The sequence below is a fragment of the Yersinia sp. 1652 StPb PI genome (assembly GCF_041538345.1).
In the GTDB taxonomy this organism is placed as follows: Bacteria; Pseudomonadota; Gammaproteobacteria; order Enterobacterales; family Enterobacteriaceae; genus Yersinia; species Yersinia enterocolitica_E.
Genome location: NZ_JAULSM010000001.1, coordinates 1,628,751 through 1,644,552, shown reverse-complemented (window position 1 = coordinate 1,644,552; position 15,802 = coordinate 1,628,751). Strand labels below are relative to the sequence as shown.

The window sequence follows — 15,802 nt, the reverse complement described above, 5'->3', positions numbered from 1 at the left end:
ACTCGAGCCCTTTAAGTGAGCCTATCTTGCTTTTCATTGTTTTCTTTCCTCTTTTGTACTAGAACCCAATATATTAGTCACATTTTATTGCCGTTCAGAATGATGATAAATGCCTTGTTTTAATGCGAAACGACTCGAATAGCTCGTTTTTGTAAGCCTGCTGTTATTGTCAATGACTCAGAAGTAGCGCCAGGTATAGCAATGAACACTCCCGATCCCACAAAAGACTCTACTTCCCACTGATAATTCACTGGAACACCGTTACACAACGCAATTGAACACATCGCAACGGCCACGAGGGTATCGTCAACAACAGGGTGAGTTGTTAATTCTACTCCATTGCTATATATCATTAATTTCACTGGAGTTTCCGATATAAAAGAAGTGTCGATACTCTGACTATTGTCATTGAAACTGGCTATCACAGTTGTAACACCTGCATTGATATTGGCAAGCGTAGCCGTCACCTCACCATTAGCATCTGTAATGGCTGTGGGGGTGATGGTCGCATCATTGTTCGCTTCAAATTCCACCTGTACATTCGGAATAGAATTCCCATTCTTGTCAGTCACATGTGCCTGTACTTTATTGAGGTCGACGCCATTGGCGATTGCATTATCAGTGATCATCGTCATCTCAATAGTCGCGGTGCGATAATCTGCCGTAAGTATTATCTCATTCGATTTCTCTGCTATAGGAGAACCATTCAGCGTAGGTATGACCGTCGCGATACCTGCCGATATCCCGCTAAGCTCAGCATGATACACGCCGTTATCTTCGGTTATCGCACTCACGGTAACACCGGAAATACCTGTAACTTCAAATGCCAACACTAATTGATGAATTGGTTGTTTGTTAATATCCAAAGCAGTAAAGCTGAGCGTACTGGCCTCTATTCCATCAGCAATAATCGTCGCAGGGGCTACTTTGAAAAGAGAATACTCTGTACTCAATGCATGGAGGCTCTCTGTTAAGATAATCTTAGCCGATGCCAGAGAGATATCATTAATTACCGGAGCAATAATGGTTTCCCCTCTGGTGAACCCAGCAGTTAATTGGAATGTATATACACCTGGAGCAGTCTCAGTAATCGCACTTAACTGCGGTTTGCTCACAGGAGCTGCAGCTGTTTTGTCTGGCGTAAAATTTAAATCCAGTGTCAATTGATCGCTCTTACCCTGAACCGGCAGATTACTACTGTCTTTCAGAGACAACGTTAGGAGGCTGATGGCAACGCCATCAGCGGGTATTTCAGCGGGTGAAGCCTGTATCGTAGAGTTCGCCGGATTAATATCCTGCGGTGTGACAATGACCTGGGTTGTGCTTCGTTTTGAGACATTTCCCTGGCTGTCGTAGGCAACCGCACTCAGTGTATAAACATTACTGTTTATTTTATAGGGAGGGAGTTTAATCGATAGGGTTTGTGACGAAATCTGTATCACCTCTCCCCCTGCCGCGACCAGAGATGCAGTGTCCCAATCGATTCGTTTAAGCCCATATTTAGCCGTCACTTGTGCATCGACTTTGATAATTCCAAACGCGCTTCCTGACACGTGATCTGGCAATGATAGTTGAATCAATTCCTTTTTTTGGTAATCCAACACAATATTGTTGTTACGCTCAACCAGATCATAACGACTGCCTGCTAACGTGCGGCTTGTTGCCACCGCCGATGGGTCGATCTGCGATTGCCATGATGCACCAAGCCGATAATTCAATTCGATGCTCATGTTGGTTTCATTCCTGCCACCTTTACCAACGCGGTTTTCTGCACCAATAGTTATCAATGGGATAGGTGTATAATTTATCCCAGTGGTCACTGCATAAGGATTCTTCTGCCTATTATCTTTGCCAAACAGCGCCACATCATCACCACGATAATATTCATATGCCAACTTACTGCCCAACTGAGGATAAGTGGGTAGATAAGCTTCAATACGAAGATCATAGCCGTTGGCTGGGCGTTCATTATAATCAGTGAAATCCCGGGACTGGTGCCAGTCAGTGATACGCAAATAACTGTTAGCTGAAAACTTCAGATAATCAGTCCAGGCTTCAACTCCTAAGCCAACACGGTTATTTTTACCCGTTATGTCACGATCAAAAAAAGTATTGATACCGTACATCCAATCACCCTGCAGTATTCGCCCCCCCGCACCGATATTGACCGTATTCCGACCATCTTTCTTACGCATACCAAGCTGGCTGAATAACAGAGAACCTTGGTAGTCGTACAATGGCACCAATAGATCGACCGCGCTTCCATCAAGACCAAGATCGTTATTAACACCCAATTTAACTCGCGCAGTACCAAACTGACTCAGCCAATGCGCCACTGAGTCGCTGGCTTCCCCCACCACAGCAGATCGTGCGATGTTAGCTGCCGCGCCAGCTGTATCACTGTCAGCCAGAAGTGTTCCACCCTTTATCAAACTGTGTGCCAACCTTTCTTTATATTGAGGAGGAGCTGTCGAGTAAGGAGGTGCGTTACTGCTATTTTTAAAAGGTAACGGCGTAGAACGTGGAATGTCAATTTCATCCCCCGCACCCAGTTGAATGAAAGCCTTTGAAAATGTGCGGAACTGGTTTAATTTCCGAAGTTCACCCACCGTAATGTGATACTTTTTGGCAACAACATATACGTTTTCACCGGGTGACAATATATATGGTACAGTTTCATAAACTGCCCCCGTTAAAGTGTGAGGTTCAGAGGTAAGCATTTTTGCTATTGCAGGGTAAAAAGGTTGTGTCAACGGTAACAACAGTTGAAAAGTGATATTAGTCCACGCGACGATAGATTTAGGTGTCATTAAGAAAAACCCCATCTTAATATTAGTCAGCGCAGCTTTGCATTCTAATTTCCTTGAGTTATTGTTAAGATTATAGCTCTATTATCATGATTATTTTTTCGTCTTAACTATATAAATGCAACTAATGGTACACTTCAATGCCAAGTCACGTTCTTTCTGGCCGTTTACTTGTATATTGGAAGCCAGTAAAATCTAATTATTTAGGCAAGGCAAATGGCGTGACGATATACAGTATCAGTGAAGTAGCACAGCTTTGCGGTATTAATTCGGTAACGCCGCGAGTGTGGTAACACAATTATAACCATTTAAAACAAAAAATTACTGAAGGAAGCCATCGGCAGTATATAGAGACGATATTGTTCGTATCCGCAGTATTAGGTGTGCCGGTTGGGTTTACTTGACGGTAGTGTGGTATCAGATGACAGCACTAACTGGGTATGTAGTGGTCAAGCAAAACTGGCCACGGCTTTCGAATTTTTCCAGAACAACCGTTCTGATTCATTCGGCGTCAAACTGTAAGTATCCCCTCAAAATGACCCATTCACTTTTAGAGATCTTCCGCATACTGATTATGTCACCTGGTGAGATAGCTATGCGTAAGATCCGATTCACCGAGCGCCAGATTATCGCCGAACTAAAATCAGTCGAAGCTGGCAGGAGCGTCAAAGATGTGTGTCGCGAGGCCGCTATTTCCGAAGCCAGCTATTACAACTGGAAGGCGAAATATGGCGGGATGAAAGCCGCTAATATCAAAAAGATCAAAGATCTTGAGGACGAGAATCGTCGTCTGAAGCAGACCTTTGCCGATCTAAATCTGGAATGCCGGGCGCTGAAAAACTTTATCGAAAAAAGCTTTAAAACCAGCGATAAAGCGTGAGTTCGCCAACTATTTGACCGCGTAGTTTACGATGAGCATACGCCAGGTATGCAGAACGTAGGGGGATTAGTCAGATCCCAGTTGCTGCCGGAAGTGGTGATAACGCAGCCGGTGCTATTGGTATCGGTTTATACCGCACCGGACAGGCAATGCTTTCACTCGGAACTTCCGGCATTTACTTTGCCGTCAGCGACGGTTTTCTGAGTAATCCTGACCGTGCAGTACACAACTTCAGCCATGCCCTGCCCTGTCCAATAACTGGCATCTAATGTCTGTCATGCTCAGCGCCGCCTGCTTAGAATGGGCTTGTAAGCTAACGAATGTAGCCAGCGTTTCGGAACTGTTGGCAAATATTGAGCGCCCCCCCTCAGTCCGACAATCCCGTCTGGTTCTTGCCTTATCTTTATGGGGAGCTTACTCGCCATAATAATCCTAATTCTAAAGGGGAGTTGGGGGGCTTTACTCATCGACATAATGCGACTGATTTAGTCCGTGCGGTACTGGAAGGTATAAGTTTCGCTTTAGCCGATGGTATGGATGTGCTACATGCTACAGCCTAAGCAAATTATGTTGATCGGCGGCGGGGCCCGTAGCCCATACTGGCGGCAGATACTGGCAGACGTTAGTGGTCGGTCGCTGGAATACCGTACCGGCAGAGATGTTGGCCCAGCACTGGGGGCAGGTCACTACCTCTGTTATCTACCACGTTTGCTAGCCGTGTAATAAAAAGTTAAAAAATAGGTAAATCACAGATAATAATTAAGCCTGAAACTTTTCACATATTCGCATAGGCCAGGAATTGAAGTATGGGCACCTCGGATTTAAAATTAACGGGCAGACTGGCAACGGACGATAATAACCCCGGATTAACTACAGCGACGTAATTACTCACGCTTTTTTATTCTTTCTTTATAGATAAAACAAAAAAGAGGAAGAGCTAACGAGTGTCAACCCTTCTCCCCAACAAGAGGTAATGGGTATAATTTATACAAGTAATGATGAGGGTACTAATCACTATTGGTCGAACAACTGTTGCGATATAGCGGCAGGCTATATATTACCAACTGTACTGAACACCAACACGGTAACGTGTTTGACGTTCATCAGTGATTTTGCTACCAGGAACGTTGCCGATAGCAGCATATGGCCTCCAATTTTTATCCCATTTATAGGCAATTTTCAGGTCATGGCTCCATTCGTCTTTCTCATTGTTTGACAGAATTTCATCTTCAGACTTCTTGTAATTCAATTCGTATTCAGCTGAATAGTCTTTCAAGAAACTATAGGCAAATAGCATAGTAAACTCATGGCCTTTCTCTATAGATTTGGTTTGAGCAGGCTGGTTACGCTTGTAGTATGGACGATAACGCAGTGATGTTGAAAAATCATCAGTGAAGGACACTTTACCACGCAGATAAGGGCGGTAGTTGTTATAGTCAGATGATGACTCTAATGAGAAGCCTGGCTCAAGCTGGAATGTTTTATTGAATTGATAGATGTAACTGGCAACGACTTCAGTGCCATTGCTGACTTGCTCGTTGAAAGGTTTGTTTGGTGTCGTATCAGAGCTGTGCTGGCCCCATTTTCCTTCTAAAGACAAACCGAAACCATTGGCAAAACGATTGGAAATCAGTAAGCGATCTTTATGATCAGATTGACGGGTATCTTTCATCTCATGTCGATAGTCAATTGTTGTTGCAACAGAACTAAAACTAATAATAGAGACTACTGCCAGAGTAAGTGATTTTAATTTCATTTTTATATAATCCTAGTCGTAGAGTAATTTAAATAATCAATCATTAATAATTTTATAAAAAAACAGACTCATTTATATCCAAAATCATCAGCGTTGCCATCAGGCAGCCAATGAACATAACCCGCCAAATAGACTAAAGTTCAACTAATTTAGGTAAATAAACGCTACTAACAACGTGACAGTTTCAAATAGTTAATGTATGGACATTAGATTTAACGTCAGGTGGAATTATTAATGGTCACCATAAAACACCAAAATAAATAGTGACCATCTAGACGGTCACTTATAAAAAAACTACCATTATTTCAACATACATTAAAAGTGAGTCCAAAATAATGAAGGTTCACATTTTAAGCTCATTGAACATTAGACGGTTAAATCCATCTCGGGATTATTCTTTTAACTCATCATCTACACATTCGGCTGATTCACCAAGGTAATACAAAGGATCCAGGATTTTATTAATATCCAACGTATCTGGAACATTTGCTTTCTTAAGTTCATCATGAATTGATTCAGCAAATGTGAGTTTTTTCGCTATTGAATTCATTGCTGCCTCATACAGAATATGATGTGCGGCTGGGCGGCCAATGTGTTCCGCTAATTGCATCATCACGGCTTCAGAAAGGATTAAACCGCCGGATATATCTAGATTTTTCTTCATGTTTTCAGGGTAAACATTCAAACCAGAGATCAGCTTGTGTAGCCCCTCCACAATAGATACAGCAAAAATAGACACCTCAGGTAATGACACATCCATAATATTACTCTCAGCAGCATCCCCTTCATTCATTCTTATCATTGATGTATTACCCAACATCATTCTTGAGCGCAGCAATTGTGATATACCCACCAGATTCTGGGTATGCTGTGGATTTCGCTTTTGTGACATAGTGGAACTGCCTACTTTGCCATGATGAAAACTCTCTTCAACTTCAGCAACCTCGGTTCGTTGTAAGAAAATAACTTCTTCACCAATTTTTTCTACGGTAGCAGCAAGTAAGCCAAAAACATTAATGTAAGCGGCTAATGAGTCACAAGACGATCTGACAGGGATCGTCGATGATTTAAGATCCAGTAGCTCTGCGACTTTATTCTGCACATTTCGTCCATTGCCACCCATCGCTGAAAAAACACCCACGGCGCCCCCCATCGTGACGATGAAAGCATCCTCAGCGGCATGTATTAAGCGCGCTCTATGTCGCCGGATTTCAGCACGCCAGCCTGCAACTTTAAAACCGAAGGTGATCGGCAGTGCATGCTGACCATGCGTTCTACCCGCCTGAGGAATATTCTTCGTATCGGCGGCAAGTTTAGCCATTGCATTAAGCACATTATCAAGTTCTGACAGAATAATGTTATGTGTTTTTCTTAATTGTAATACAGCACCTGTATCAAAAATATTTTGGGTTGTGGCACCCCAATGTATATATGACGCAGCTTCAGTACCACAAATGGCTTCATATTGACGCAATACAGGTACAAAAGGGTGCATGGTTTCTTTAATACCTGCAGATATTTTATCTGTATCTAACAGTTTAACATGAGCCTTCTCTGCAATTATGTCCGCAGCAAACTTGGGGATCATCCCTAATTCAGCTTGGGCTAATGCCAATGCTGCTTCTACATCGAGCCAGCTTTGAATTGTGCTCAGATCAGACCAGATATCTTTTGCTTTCTGGCTGAACCAATGTCCAGTGATACATGAGTCAAACATTCCCACACTTGCCATAATTCACTTACCTCAGGTTTATCATTTTAGTTATGATAAAATATACATTGATATATACAGTGATATTTATCACAAAACACAATAAATTCATAACGTGTTGTTTTAAAATGAAAATATTTATTTTAATTAAATCGTGGATGACATCACTATTTATCTTGGTGACTTATGGTTATATCTTCATAACCTTAAAGGAAGGGTGTGAGTGTTACACCATGATACTTGCACAGAATCATGAACTCTATGTGAGATATAAAATGACTGAATCTACTGGAATGAAAAACATCAAAAAACCCTTATTTATATGGATAATCAGCATCCCCATAATTTTAGCTTCTATGTATCTCTGTTTTGGTCAGAAAACATTTATTCTTGCGGCATCTTTCACTGTTATCATATTGATTGGCATGGGAATAATGAAGAAAATATATGCGCAGGCGCTAGTATTGGTCGGTGGTTGCGTACTTCTGCTAATGGCCGCTTTTCTTTTTCCTGATAGTGCCATAACGAACCCCAGTTCCGGTTCAAAAGTCATCGATGTCTTTGTGGAAATAAAAAATGTTTTCAGTAAAAACATTGCCAGTCTAGGACTCATTATCATGGTCATCGCGGGTTTTTCACGTTATATGAATGATATTGGCGCATCTGGAAAATTGGTTGAGATTTGTGTAAAACCTTTGGGGAAATTAAAATCAAGGTACATGCTTCTTGGAGTGTGCTATATAATAATGCAACTTTTAGCATTATTTATATCAAGCCCATCAGGACTGGCTCTCCTCATGATGTCTACCTTATATCCTATTCTTCGCTCTATTGGATGCAGTAAAGCATCTGTGGCCGCTGTTATTGCATCCGGGGTTTGTATTGATTATGGCCCATCGGCAACTGGCAGTATCCTTATTGCTGAAATAACCCACTATGACCTCTTCAGTTTTTTTGTTGAAAAGCAAATCCCCGTTGTATGGATACTCTTTATATTCATCGGTATTATGCATATGTTCGTCCAAGCTTATTGGGATAGAAAAGAAACTATATCATCACAAGATGACAGCTTATTGATGCATCAACAGGTATCGTCTGAAAAAGTTCCCTATTTATTCGCTTTATTACCTGTAATTCCAATGATACTTTTATTTGTATTCTCTAGTTTAGCTGAAGAATGGCTTCCCAAAGCTATGAGATTTAAAATGGATGTGGTTACCGCAATGTTTATCTCATTCTTTATCGCGTTCTTTTGCGATTTTGTTCGTACTTTCAGTATAAAAAAAGCAGCTGATAAAATATCTGGCCTTTTTGACCAAATGGGGCAATCATTTATCATGATTGTTTCAATTTTGCTCTGTGCTCAAGTCCTTGCTCAAGGAATGATAAAAATAGGTTTTATTGAAACATTGTTTAGTTTCATTCCTTCTGGTACTCACACTCATATCCTTGTTGTTCTCTCTTTCAGCATTTTAGTATTTTTTAGCTCTGTAGTCTTGGGCACGGGTTCAACATTTAATGCTTTTGCACCATTAGCCGCTGAAGTATCTAAAGGTGCAGGGATCTCTGTATTCAAGGTTCTTATCCCAATGCATTTTTCAGGTAGCTTGGGGCGCAGTTTCTCTCCCATCGCTGGTGTAACTATTGCTGTCGCAGGATTAGTAGGATTGACTCCATTTGATATAATTAAGCGAAATGCTCTACAACTTGGCAGCGCTTATATTTTGATGTTAATACTCTCTCATTTCTTAATTGTGTGAAAAAATATTTTTTAATTAAACAATGCCTTGGTGTGACTAGACCTCATTCACACCAAAGCATTGACGACTCTATATTAGAGCGGTTCTGAGTATCGGTCAGGTGAGGGTTGATTTTGATGAATATACTCAAGGTAGCGTTGTATATGTGGAGGATTTAGATTTGAAAGCGTAAAAAATGATATATCATCTGACACTTCAGGAATGAAATCTTTAAAAATGACTTGAGGGTCATTGATAGTTGAGGCAGGAAATGAGGGTATCAAACAAATTCCTGAATTAGCCCTTACAAATTCCAATGCTGAAAATGAGTCAGAAACTTCAGCTACAATATTGTACGACACTCCCGATTTATCTAATACCCGATCAAGCTTCGTTCTTGAAATATTTCTTTTGATGAAAATAATCATTCTCTTTTGATTAAGATCCTCAGGAGTAATAATATCTTTGCTAGCCAATTCATCCAATCGATTCATTGCGCAAACTATTTTAGTTCTTCTTAAAGGAAATTCGCTTACATTTATACTTGCCGTATTTAGGGATGAATCACCAAGAGCAATATCTGCTCGACCCTCATTTAAATTGCTCAGCAATTTTGAAGCAGTAACAATGTCAATTTTTATATTTAAATCAGAGTTTTCTTTTATATATTGAGCTGTCAAAGGCATAAGAAAACAATATGCAATTGTAGGTGTGGAAATTATGTTTAGAGATTTCCCTTCTTCTTTATTCCATTCAAAATTTGTTAATCTCCCAAAAGAATCTGAAATTTTTACAATTTCTTCATATAAAGATAATGCATCTGAATTTGGTATTAACTTACCCCCTTCTCTTTTAAAGAGTACACGTCCTGATCTTGACTCAATCAGGCTTAACGTTCTACTTATTGCTGGTTGAGAAATACCCAGAAACTCTGCAGCTAATGTTGCAGTTCTCACCTCGATGAGTGTCTTTATTATTTCTAAATCTCTTAATGTAGCCCAACCACCTGACCAAGAAGATTTTTTCATCATTTCCGTGACCCTATATTTTTACAGCAATCGGTAGAACACAAGGCGATTTTATTATATTTCACATATTAAATATTTTTCGGATCAACATCTTACACTACCTTAATAAAAATTTTAAATCTTAATTCAAGTTAAATACAAACTGTATTTCAAACAACAGATAGTAGAAGGAACTACCTCCTCAGTAGTTCTGAATGTAACAGTTGGCATTGACAGGAATAATGTTGTCGTCAGCACCTAAAGCCGCTCAGGGACGTCCCAGGTAATTATGAATCCAACTGCCGTAAACACGGTGTGGTTAATGCTGTTGGCCTGGCTCTTAACTGTTTTAAGAGCCCGAACGGAATGCGTCATAAACGTCTGGCTTCGCAGGCGCATCTTCATGATGAGGATGCGCCTGCGAATGCCTTTAGGGACCACGATCAAAGGCCCCATCTGAGCCCAAATGTATGACTCCCTTCTTACACTGTTAGCATTGTTTTTGGCTGGGTGGTTTGATTTGTGGTGGATCCAATGATACCTAATCACCCTGCGCTAAATTAATAATCTCAAAAGATCAACAGGACCGAGTTCTAACTCAATGATGCTATTATCGCGCCAGGATTGCCGCAGTGGCGACGATTATGATTGTGTTTTCAGTTTTGATACTTCTCACTCTAGAGTTCTTACGGCGGAGTAATGATCGCTTAAAGCTTGTAACTGATACCAGACGATGATCCTGTTAATCCACATATAAACCTAAAGACAAAATGTAGGTTTCATATTGTACTTTGCATAATTGATTAAACATAAGTATTGATGAGTTCCAACTGCTCAGAGATGTCTCACCCTGGAGTTTCAGTCACCCCTACAGTCCGAGCAGATGATCACTTTTGGTTAGAGAGTATGAACGAAGGGCCGTAAGAGCACACTGCAATCCACTGTGGGTCATATTACTGACGACCCGCCACCGGTATCTGACACCGTGTTACGGTCTGAATTGAAGTGGTATTCTCCGATTTCACAAAAACTAAAAGTTGTATCTATAATAGCCCCTGTGATGCCAAACAACGCGGATAACGAAGCTTGGCAGGAGCTATTCTATCAGAGATAGACCCCACTTCACTTTACGCCTCACTCAATTTATAGGGCACACCACTGGTGTGGTTCCAGCCATTTCTTTTTGCCTGATACAATTACAGGTCAGCTTGAAACAGACCCCAAGGCTAACGCTGACAAAGGGATAAACAGAAAAGCCGGTATGAGGAATTTTCTGCTCAAGAAGTTGCAACCTGATAGTTTCAGCAACCTCCATAGCCCCGACTAACTCGGTGTTGGGGAGTAGGCAGACAAACTCCTCACCGCCATGCCTACACGATTAACGTATTCGGCAACCCCGATGAGATACGCGATTCTTTGCAAGGAGTCTGCTATCTGTTCTGTATGGCCCAACTATTCTCTGTCAGGTAATTTTTACATAGCCCGAAGCCCTGCCCCCCACTGCTTGCCAGTTTTTGGCGTGCATTTTAGTCAATTGTACATTTGTATAAACCACAGTTTGTGCAATGTTACTCAGGAGTAGATATGGGGGGAAACAGGATAAAAACACCTAAAGGTGACACGTTGAGCGCACATGTATGTATAGAATTATTTGACGAGGCACCGACGGCGTTCGTACATGCACATAGTGTGTTTTCCGGCACGTATGTGCCCAGCAGGCAGCCTCCTTTTGTCATGAGGTAATAAACTAAAGACCGAATAAAAAAGCCATTCACAGTGATGAGCTACACCGGAATGGCTTTTTTGTATTGTCTTAATCAAACAGTAATCAAATATTACAATCCGGCCTTTCTCCGCAATCCTTCAGCATCTGCCGTACGTAACGCCGCCAGCAGGTTTAGCGGATTGATATCATGGGGTTCGTTATGCATGGTCTCTCCAGGCTGACAACTGGCTTCGGCAACTTTCAGTAACTCATCATCTGTCACATTCCCCAGTCCGATGTCAGCCAGAGTAGTCGGTAAACCAATTGATTCACAGAAACTATAAACAGTATCAATAACTTCGGGTTCACGGTCTGTCAGCATCAACATCACGAGTGTACCAAATGCCACTTTCTCACCATGCCAGTAACAGTGAGTTTGCGGTAATACGGTAAGCCCATTATGAATAGCATGAGCGGCTGCCAGACCACCACTTTCAAAACCTAAACCAGAAAGCAATGTATTCGCCTCAATCACATGATCCAGCGCGGGTGTTACCTGATGATGTTCGCAGGCACTTTTCGCCAGCACGCCGTATTTCAATAATGTGTCATAGCATAAACGCGCTAATCCAAATGCTGACATCGGCCCGGGGCGGGTTGTCATGTTACCGGCACCTTTAATACGGCAATCCTCCGCTTCAAACCAGGTAGCAAGAGCATCTCCCATGCCGGATACCAGGAAACGGACCGGTGCATCAGCAATTACCTGCGAATCCACTAATACCACGTCAGGGTTACGTGGTATCATCAAATAGCGTTTAAACCTGCCTTCCTGAGTGTAGATAACCACTAGCGAGCTGCAAGGTGCATCGGTAGATGCCAGTGTCGGTACAATAGCAATCGGCTTTTTTAACATCGCGCCGGTAGCTTTAGCAGTATCGAGCGTCTTTCCACCGCCGATACCAACAATAACATCCGCCTGATAAGATTCAGCCAATACTGAAATACGACTTATCTCTTCATCAGAACATTCACTATTAAATACTTCAACCAAATACTCAACTTTCCCGCTCAGAGCCTGATTTATCTTATCACCCAATTTTTGGTGAACGACAGGGTCCTGCAATACTAATGCCCTCTGTCCTAATCGGGATAACTCATCACCCAGATAAATACTTATTGATTCAGCACCCTGTACATAACGCGCAGGGAATATAGCTGTAGTGATCATTGTATGTCCTTACAGTAAGTTGGAAAAAATTAAATAGCATGATGTGATTAATGAACAGACTCGTTGTTGATTTCCATTTTATTATCGAAATTAATCATCAATGAGCAAATCAGATAACCCACGGCTGCCGCAGCGAAAAACATCATGGCAATGTAATAATTACCCGTAATCTGAACAACAAAACCAATTAAGATAGGAATAATTGCAGCGAATAAGTTACTACTGAAATTCATTGTTCCACAGAGAGTACCAGCAACTTTTTGTGCACCTAATAATGAAGGAATAGACCAGTAGACACTCGCCCAGCGTAATGGGAACATCGCTACCCCCAGCAAGATAACCGCCGAAATGGGATTATTAATATTAGCGCATATAAATATCCCGACGCCAGCCGTCACCGCCGAGATACCCAGCATGGTATGCATGACTTTGTTGGTATCGGCACCGGAATTCCTCCAGCGGTCCATGATATATCCACCAGTTAATTGGCCGATAAAACACAACAGAAAAATAAAGGCCATTGCGCCACCCATTGATTTAATATCAAAACCATAGGTTTTCTGAAAATACAATGGCAACCAAGTCATTAATCCGTAAAATACCGTACTATAACAAACCCAACCACCGATTAATGCCTGGACATTCCGTTGTTTCAGGTAGGGTAGTACATCTTTTATTTTATATTTTTCTGGTTTTTTGGTAGAGAGTTCATTATTTTTATTAATATGCTCTAATTCAGCCTTGTTAATTCTAGGGTGTTCGTGAGGATAGGTCCTGATATACCACCATGCCAGCATCCCCGCCAACATCGTTCCCAACCCCGCAATAATAAAGGCCATGCGCCATGAACCAAAGAATGCAATCAGCCAGGTCAGGATCACCGCACCCATGGCTGTCCCCAGAGCCGCACCACCGTCTAACAACATTGACCCACGTCCACGTTCCGTTGGTGTCAGCCATGTCCCCATCAGCTTGGCACCTGCTGGCATAATTGGTGCTTCTGATACGCCCAGTCCAACACGGGATAATGCCAGGAAGGTCGTTGAGTGGCACAGTGCTGCAATGGCCTGGAATGCCCCCCAGGTAATTGTCGCACAGGCAATAATTGTCCGTGTTTTAAATCTATCGGCTAATACGCCGCTAGGAACCTGCATTAAGGCATAGGCCCAAAAAAAGGCACTGTGCAACAGCCCCACAACAATAGTATCTTTAATATTAAATTCTTCGACAATATACGGCATGGCGATCGCCAGCGAGGTTCTGTCGATATAATTGATAGCCCCCAGAAGCAGTAATATTAAGAATATATTCCATCTAACCTTAGTCGGTGAGGTATTATGGTAAGCCTCATTCCTTATTATAGACATGACACTCTCCTGACCATATTTATGCATATGGTTTTTATCAAGAATTGTTTAACTAAAATAAATTATATTACATGATTGAGCCGATATTCCATGGCACAAACTCCAGGCTGCCATATCCAAACTGTTCACTTTTAGTTTTTTTCCCTGATGCCATTTCAAGTATCATGGCATACAATCTTTCACCTGCTTCAGCGATAGTTTCCTTGCCTTCAACCACATCCCCGCAATTAATATCCATATCTTCCTGCTGGCGAACCCACAACGTATTGTTGGTCGCTAATTTAAGGCATGGAGTGGGCTTACTGCCAAATGCAGAACCGCGACCCGTGGTGAAACACAATAAATTTGCGCCCCCGGCAATTTGCCCGGTAACAGCAATAGGGTCATACCCGGGGGTATCCATAAATACCAGTCCTTTGGCCGTAACAGGCTCTGCATACTCATAGACTTCAACTAAATTGGACGTGCCGCCTTTAGCAATTCCCCCAAGTGATTTTTCCAGTACCGTGGTTAACCCCCCCACTTTATTGCCCGCCGATGGGTTATTATTCATTTCACTTTTGGTTCGCTGACAATAATCTTCCCACCACTCAATGCGGGCGATCAATTTTTTACCTACGGCTTCTGAAACAGCACGACGTGTTAATAAATGTTCTGCACCATAGATTTCTGAGGTTTCAGACAGGATTGCTGTTCCCCCCTGCTGGACAATTTTGTCTGCCGCATACCCCAAGACGGGATTAGCAGAAATACCGGAATAACTGTCCGAGCCACCGCATTCAAGTGCCAAAATAATTTCCGATACCGGTACTGGTTCACGTTTAACCTGATTTGCATCATTCAGCATGCTATCAATAACGGTAATACCTTGAGTGATAGTTTTCTGGGTTCCACCAGTCTCCTGTATTGTCATGGTATGCAGTTTCGCACTCTCTTTCAGCCCTTCAGTGTTAATCAAATCCTTTATTTGGTTAGATTCACAACCTAAGCCAATAATTAATACGCCAGCAAAATTCACATGCCTCGCATATCCACTCAACGTCCGGCGCATAACAATCATTGCTTCGCTGTCAGTGCCAATAGCGCAACCAAAACTCTGTGGCAGAGCAACAATCCCATCCACATTCGGATACTCATCCAGTCCGATTTTCTTATAGTGATCTTCGATAGCTCTGGCCACTGTAGCACTGCAGTTAACGGTGGTTAAAATACCGATAAAATTGCGGGTCGCAACACGGCCATCCACACGTTTGATCCCCATAAACGTATCGGTCTTTTCTGCTTTAGGCAGTGTCAGGGTATCTTCGCCAAACGCATAGTCACGGGTAAACTCACCCATACCCAAATTGTGCATGTGAATATGCTCACCTGCATTTATAGGTTGTGACGCAAAACCAATAATTTGTCCATAACGCTTAACGGGGGCATTTTTCTCGATATTGCGTATAGCAATCTTATGCCCTTCCGGTACCGGGTTGAGAACGGTGATCTCCTCTTCAGGAAGCGGTGTACCCGCACTGATATTGATGCGGGCAATAACAACATCATCGTTAGGATTGATTTTTATTGCAGGATAGACATTACTCATCATTATTATCC

At 42.0% G+C, this 15,802-nt stretch carries 9 protein-coding genes and 2 pseudogenes; 3 read left to right on the top strand and 8 right to left on the bottom strand.

Annotated elements, in window-relative coordinates; translation table 11 throughout:
- Window positions 1-119: 119 nt before the first annotated feature.
- Window positions 120-2,810, bottom strand: a complete 2,691-nt coding sequence (locus Q2T71_RS07350; protein ID WP_372558605.1) for a ZirU family protein — start codon at window positions 2,808-2,810, stop codon at window positions 120-122.
- Between the two features lie 592 nt (window positions 2,811-3,402).
- Between Q2T71_RS07350 and Q2T71_RS07345 the strand changes: the two are divergent.
- Together Q2T71_RS07345 and Q2T71_RS07340 are read left to right on the top strand one after the other, a co-directional pair.
- A pseudogene (locus Q2T71_RS07345) lies at window positions 3,403-3,709 on the top strand (transposase); the annotation flags it as partial.
- A gap of 19 nt (window positions 3,710-3,728) precedes the next feature.
- Window positions 3,729-4,368: pseudogene (locus Q2T71_RS07340) on the top strand (FGGY-family carbohydrate kinase); the annotation flags it as partial.
- 376 nt (window positions 4,369-4,744) lie between these two features.
- On the opposite strand, the gene Q2T71_RS07335 reads toward Q2T71_RS07340, so the two are convergent.
- Both Q2T71_RS07335 and Q2T71_RS07330 read right to left on the bottom strand, forming a co-directional pair.
- On the bottom strand, window positions 4,745-5,443 hold the full coding sequence (locus Q2T71_RS07335; protein ID WP_372558604.1) for an oligogalacturonate-specific porin KdgM family protein: 699 nt from the start codon (window positions 5,441-5,443) through the stop codon (window positions 4,745-4,747).
- Between the two features lie 391 nt (window positions 5,444-5,834).
- Complete coding sequence (locus tag Q2T71_RS07330; protein ID WP_372558603.1) at window positions 5,835-7,175, bottom strand: adenylosuccinate lyase family protein; 1,341 nt, start codon at window positions 7,173-7,175, stop codon at window positions 5,835-5,837.
- A 254-nt stretch (window positions 7,176-7,429) separates the two neighbouring features.
- On the opposite strand from Q2T71_RS07330, the gene dcuC reads away from it, so the two are divergent.
- On the top strand, window positions 7,430-8,914 hold the full coding sequence (gene dcuC / locus Q2T71_RS07325) for a C4-dicarboxylate transporter DcuC (protein ID WP_372558602.1): 1,485 nt from the start codon (window positions 7,430-7,432) through the stop codon (window positions 8,912-8,914).
- 74 nt (window positions 8,915-8,988) lie between these two features.
- Here the strand turns inward: dcuC and Q2T71_RS07320 are convergent, their stop codons facing one another.
- The 5 genes from Q2T71_RS07320 to Q2T71_RS07300 form a co-directional block, all read right to left on the bottom strand.
- The gene (locus Q2T71_RS07320; RefSeq protein WP_372558601.1) at window positions 8,989-9,924 is read right to left on the bottom strand and encodes a LysR family transcriptional regulator; all 936 of its coding nucleotides are present in this window, start codon (window positions 9,922-9,924) and stop codon (window positions 8,989-8,991) included.
- 1,114 nt (window positions 9,925-11,038) lie between these two features.
- Entirely contained in the window at window positions 11,039-11,215 is a 177-nt protein-coding gene (locus Q2T71_RS07315) for a hypothetical protein (protein WP_372558600.1), read from the bottom strand.
- A 520-nt stretch (window positions 11,216-11,735) separates the two neighbouring features.
- The gene (locus Q2T71_RS07310) at window positions 11,736-12,836 is read right to left on the bottom strand and encodes a glycerol dehydrogenase (RefSeq protein WP_372558599.1); all 1,101 of its coding nucleotides are present in this window, start codon (window positions 12,834-12,836) and stop codon (window positions 11,736-11,738) included.
- Window positions 12,837-12,883: 47 nt separating this feature from the next.
- Window positions 12,884-14,203: an MFS transporter gene (locus tag Q2T71_RS07305; protein ID WP_372558598.1), complete on the bottom strand. Its 1,320-nt coding sequence runs from the start codon at window positions 14,201-14,203 to the stop codon at window positions 12,884-12,886.
- A gap of 67 nt (window positions 14,204-14,270) precedes the next feature.
- Window positions 14,271-15,791 (bottom strand): UxaA family hydrolase, encoded by a 1,521-nt coding sequence (locus tag Q2T71_RS07300; protein WP_372559875.1) that lies wholly within the window; start codon window positions 15,789-15,791, stop codon window positions 14,271-14,273.
- Window positions 15,792-15,802 lie beyond the last annotated feature (11 nt).

Excerpts from the sequence above, each read along its gene's own strand:
- Q2T71_RS07315 (WP_372558600.1), bottom strand. The coding sequence starts at position 11,215 with ATGGAGGTTGCTGAAACTATCAGGTTGCAACTTCTTGAGCAGAAAATT.
- Q2T71_RS07350 (WP_372558605.1), bottom strand. The coding sequence starts at position 2,810 with ATGACACCTAAATCTATCGTCGCGTGGACTAATATCACTTTTCAACTG.
- Q2T71_RS07320 (WP_372558601.1), bottom strand. The coding sequence starts at position 9,924 with ATGATGAAAAAATCTTCTTGGTCAGGTGGTTGGGCTACATTAAGAGAT.
- Q2T71_RS07330 (WP_372558603.1), bottom strand. The coding sequence starts at position 7,175 with ATGGCAAGTGTGGGAATGTTTGACTCATGTATCACTGGACATTGGTTC.
- Q2T71_RS07300 (WP_372559875.1), bottom strand. The coding sequence starts at position 15,791 with ATGAGTAATGTCTATCCTGCAATAAAAATCAATCCTAACGATGATGTT.
- Q2T71_RS07310 (WP_372558599.1), bottom strand. The coding sequence starts at position 12,836 with ATGATCACTACAGCTATATTCCCTGCGCGTTATGTACAGGGTGCTGAA.
- Q2T71_RS07335 (WP_372558604.1), bottom strand. The coding sequence starts at position 5,443 with ATGAAATTAAAATCACTTACTCTGGCAGTAGTCTCTATTATTAGTTTT.
- dcuC (WP_372558602.1), top strand. The coding sequence starts at position 7,430 with ATGACTGAATCTACTGGAATGAAAAACATCAAAAAACCCTTATTTATA.
- Q2T71_RS07305 (WP_372558598.1), bottom strand. The coding sequence starts at position 14,203 with ATGTCTATAATAAGGAATGAGGCTTACCATAATACCTCACCGACTAAG.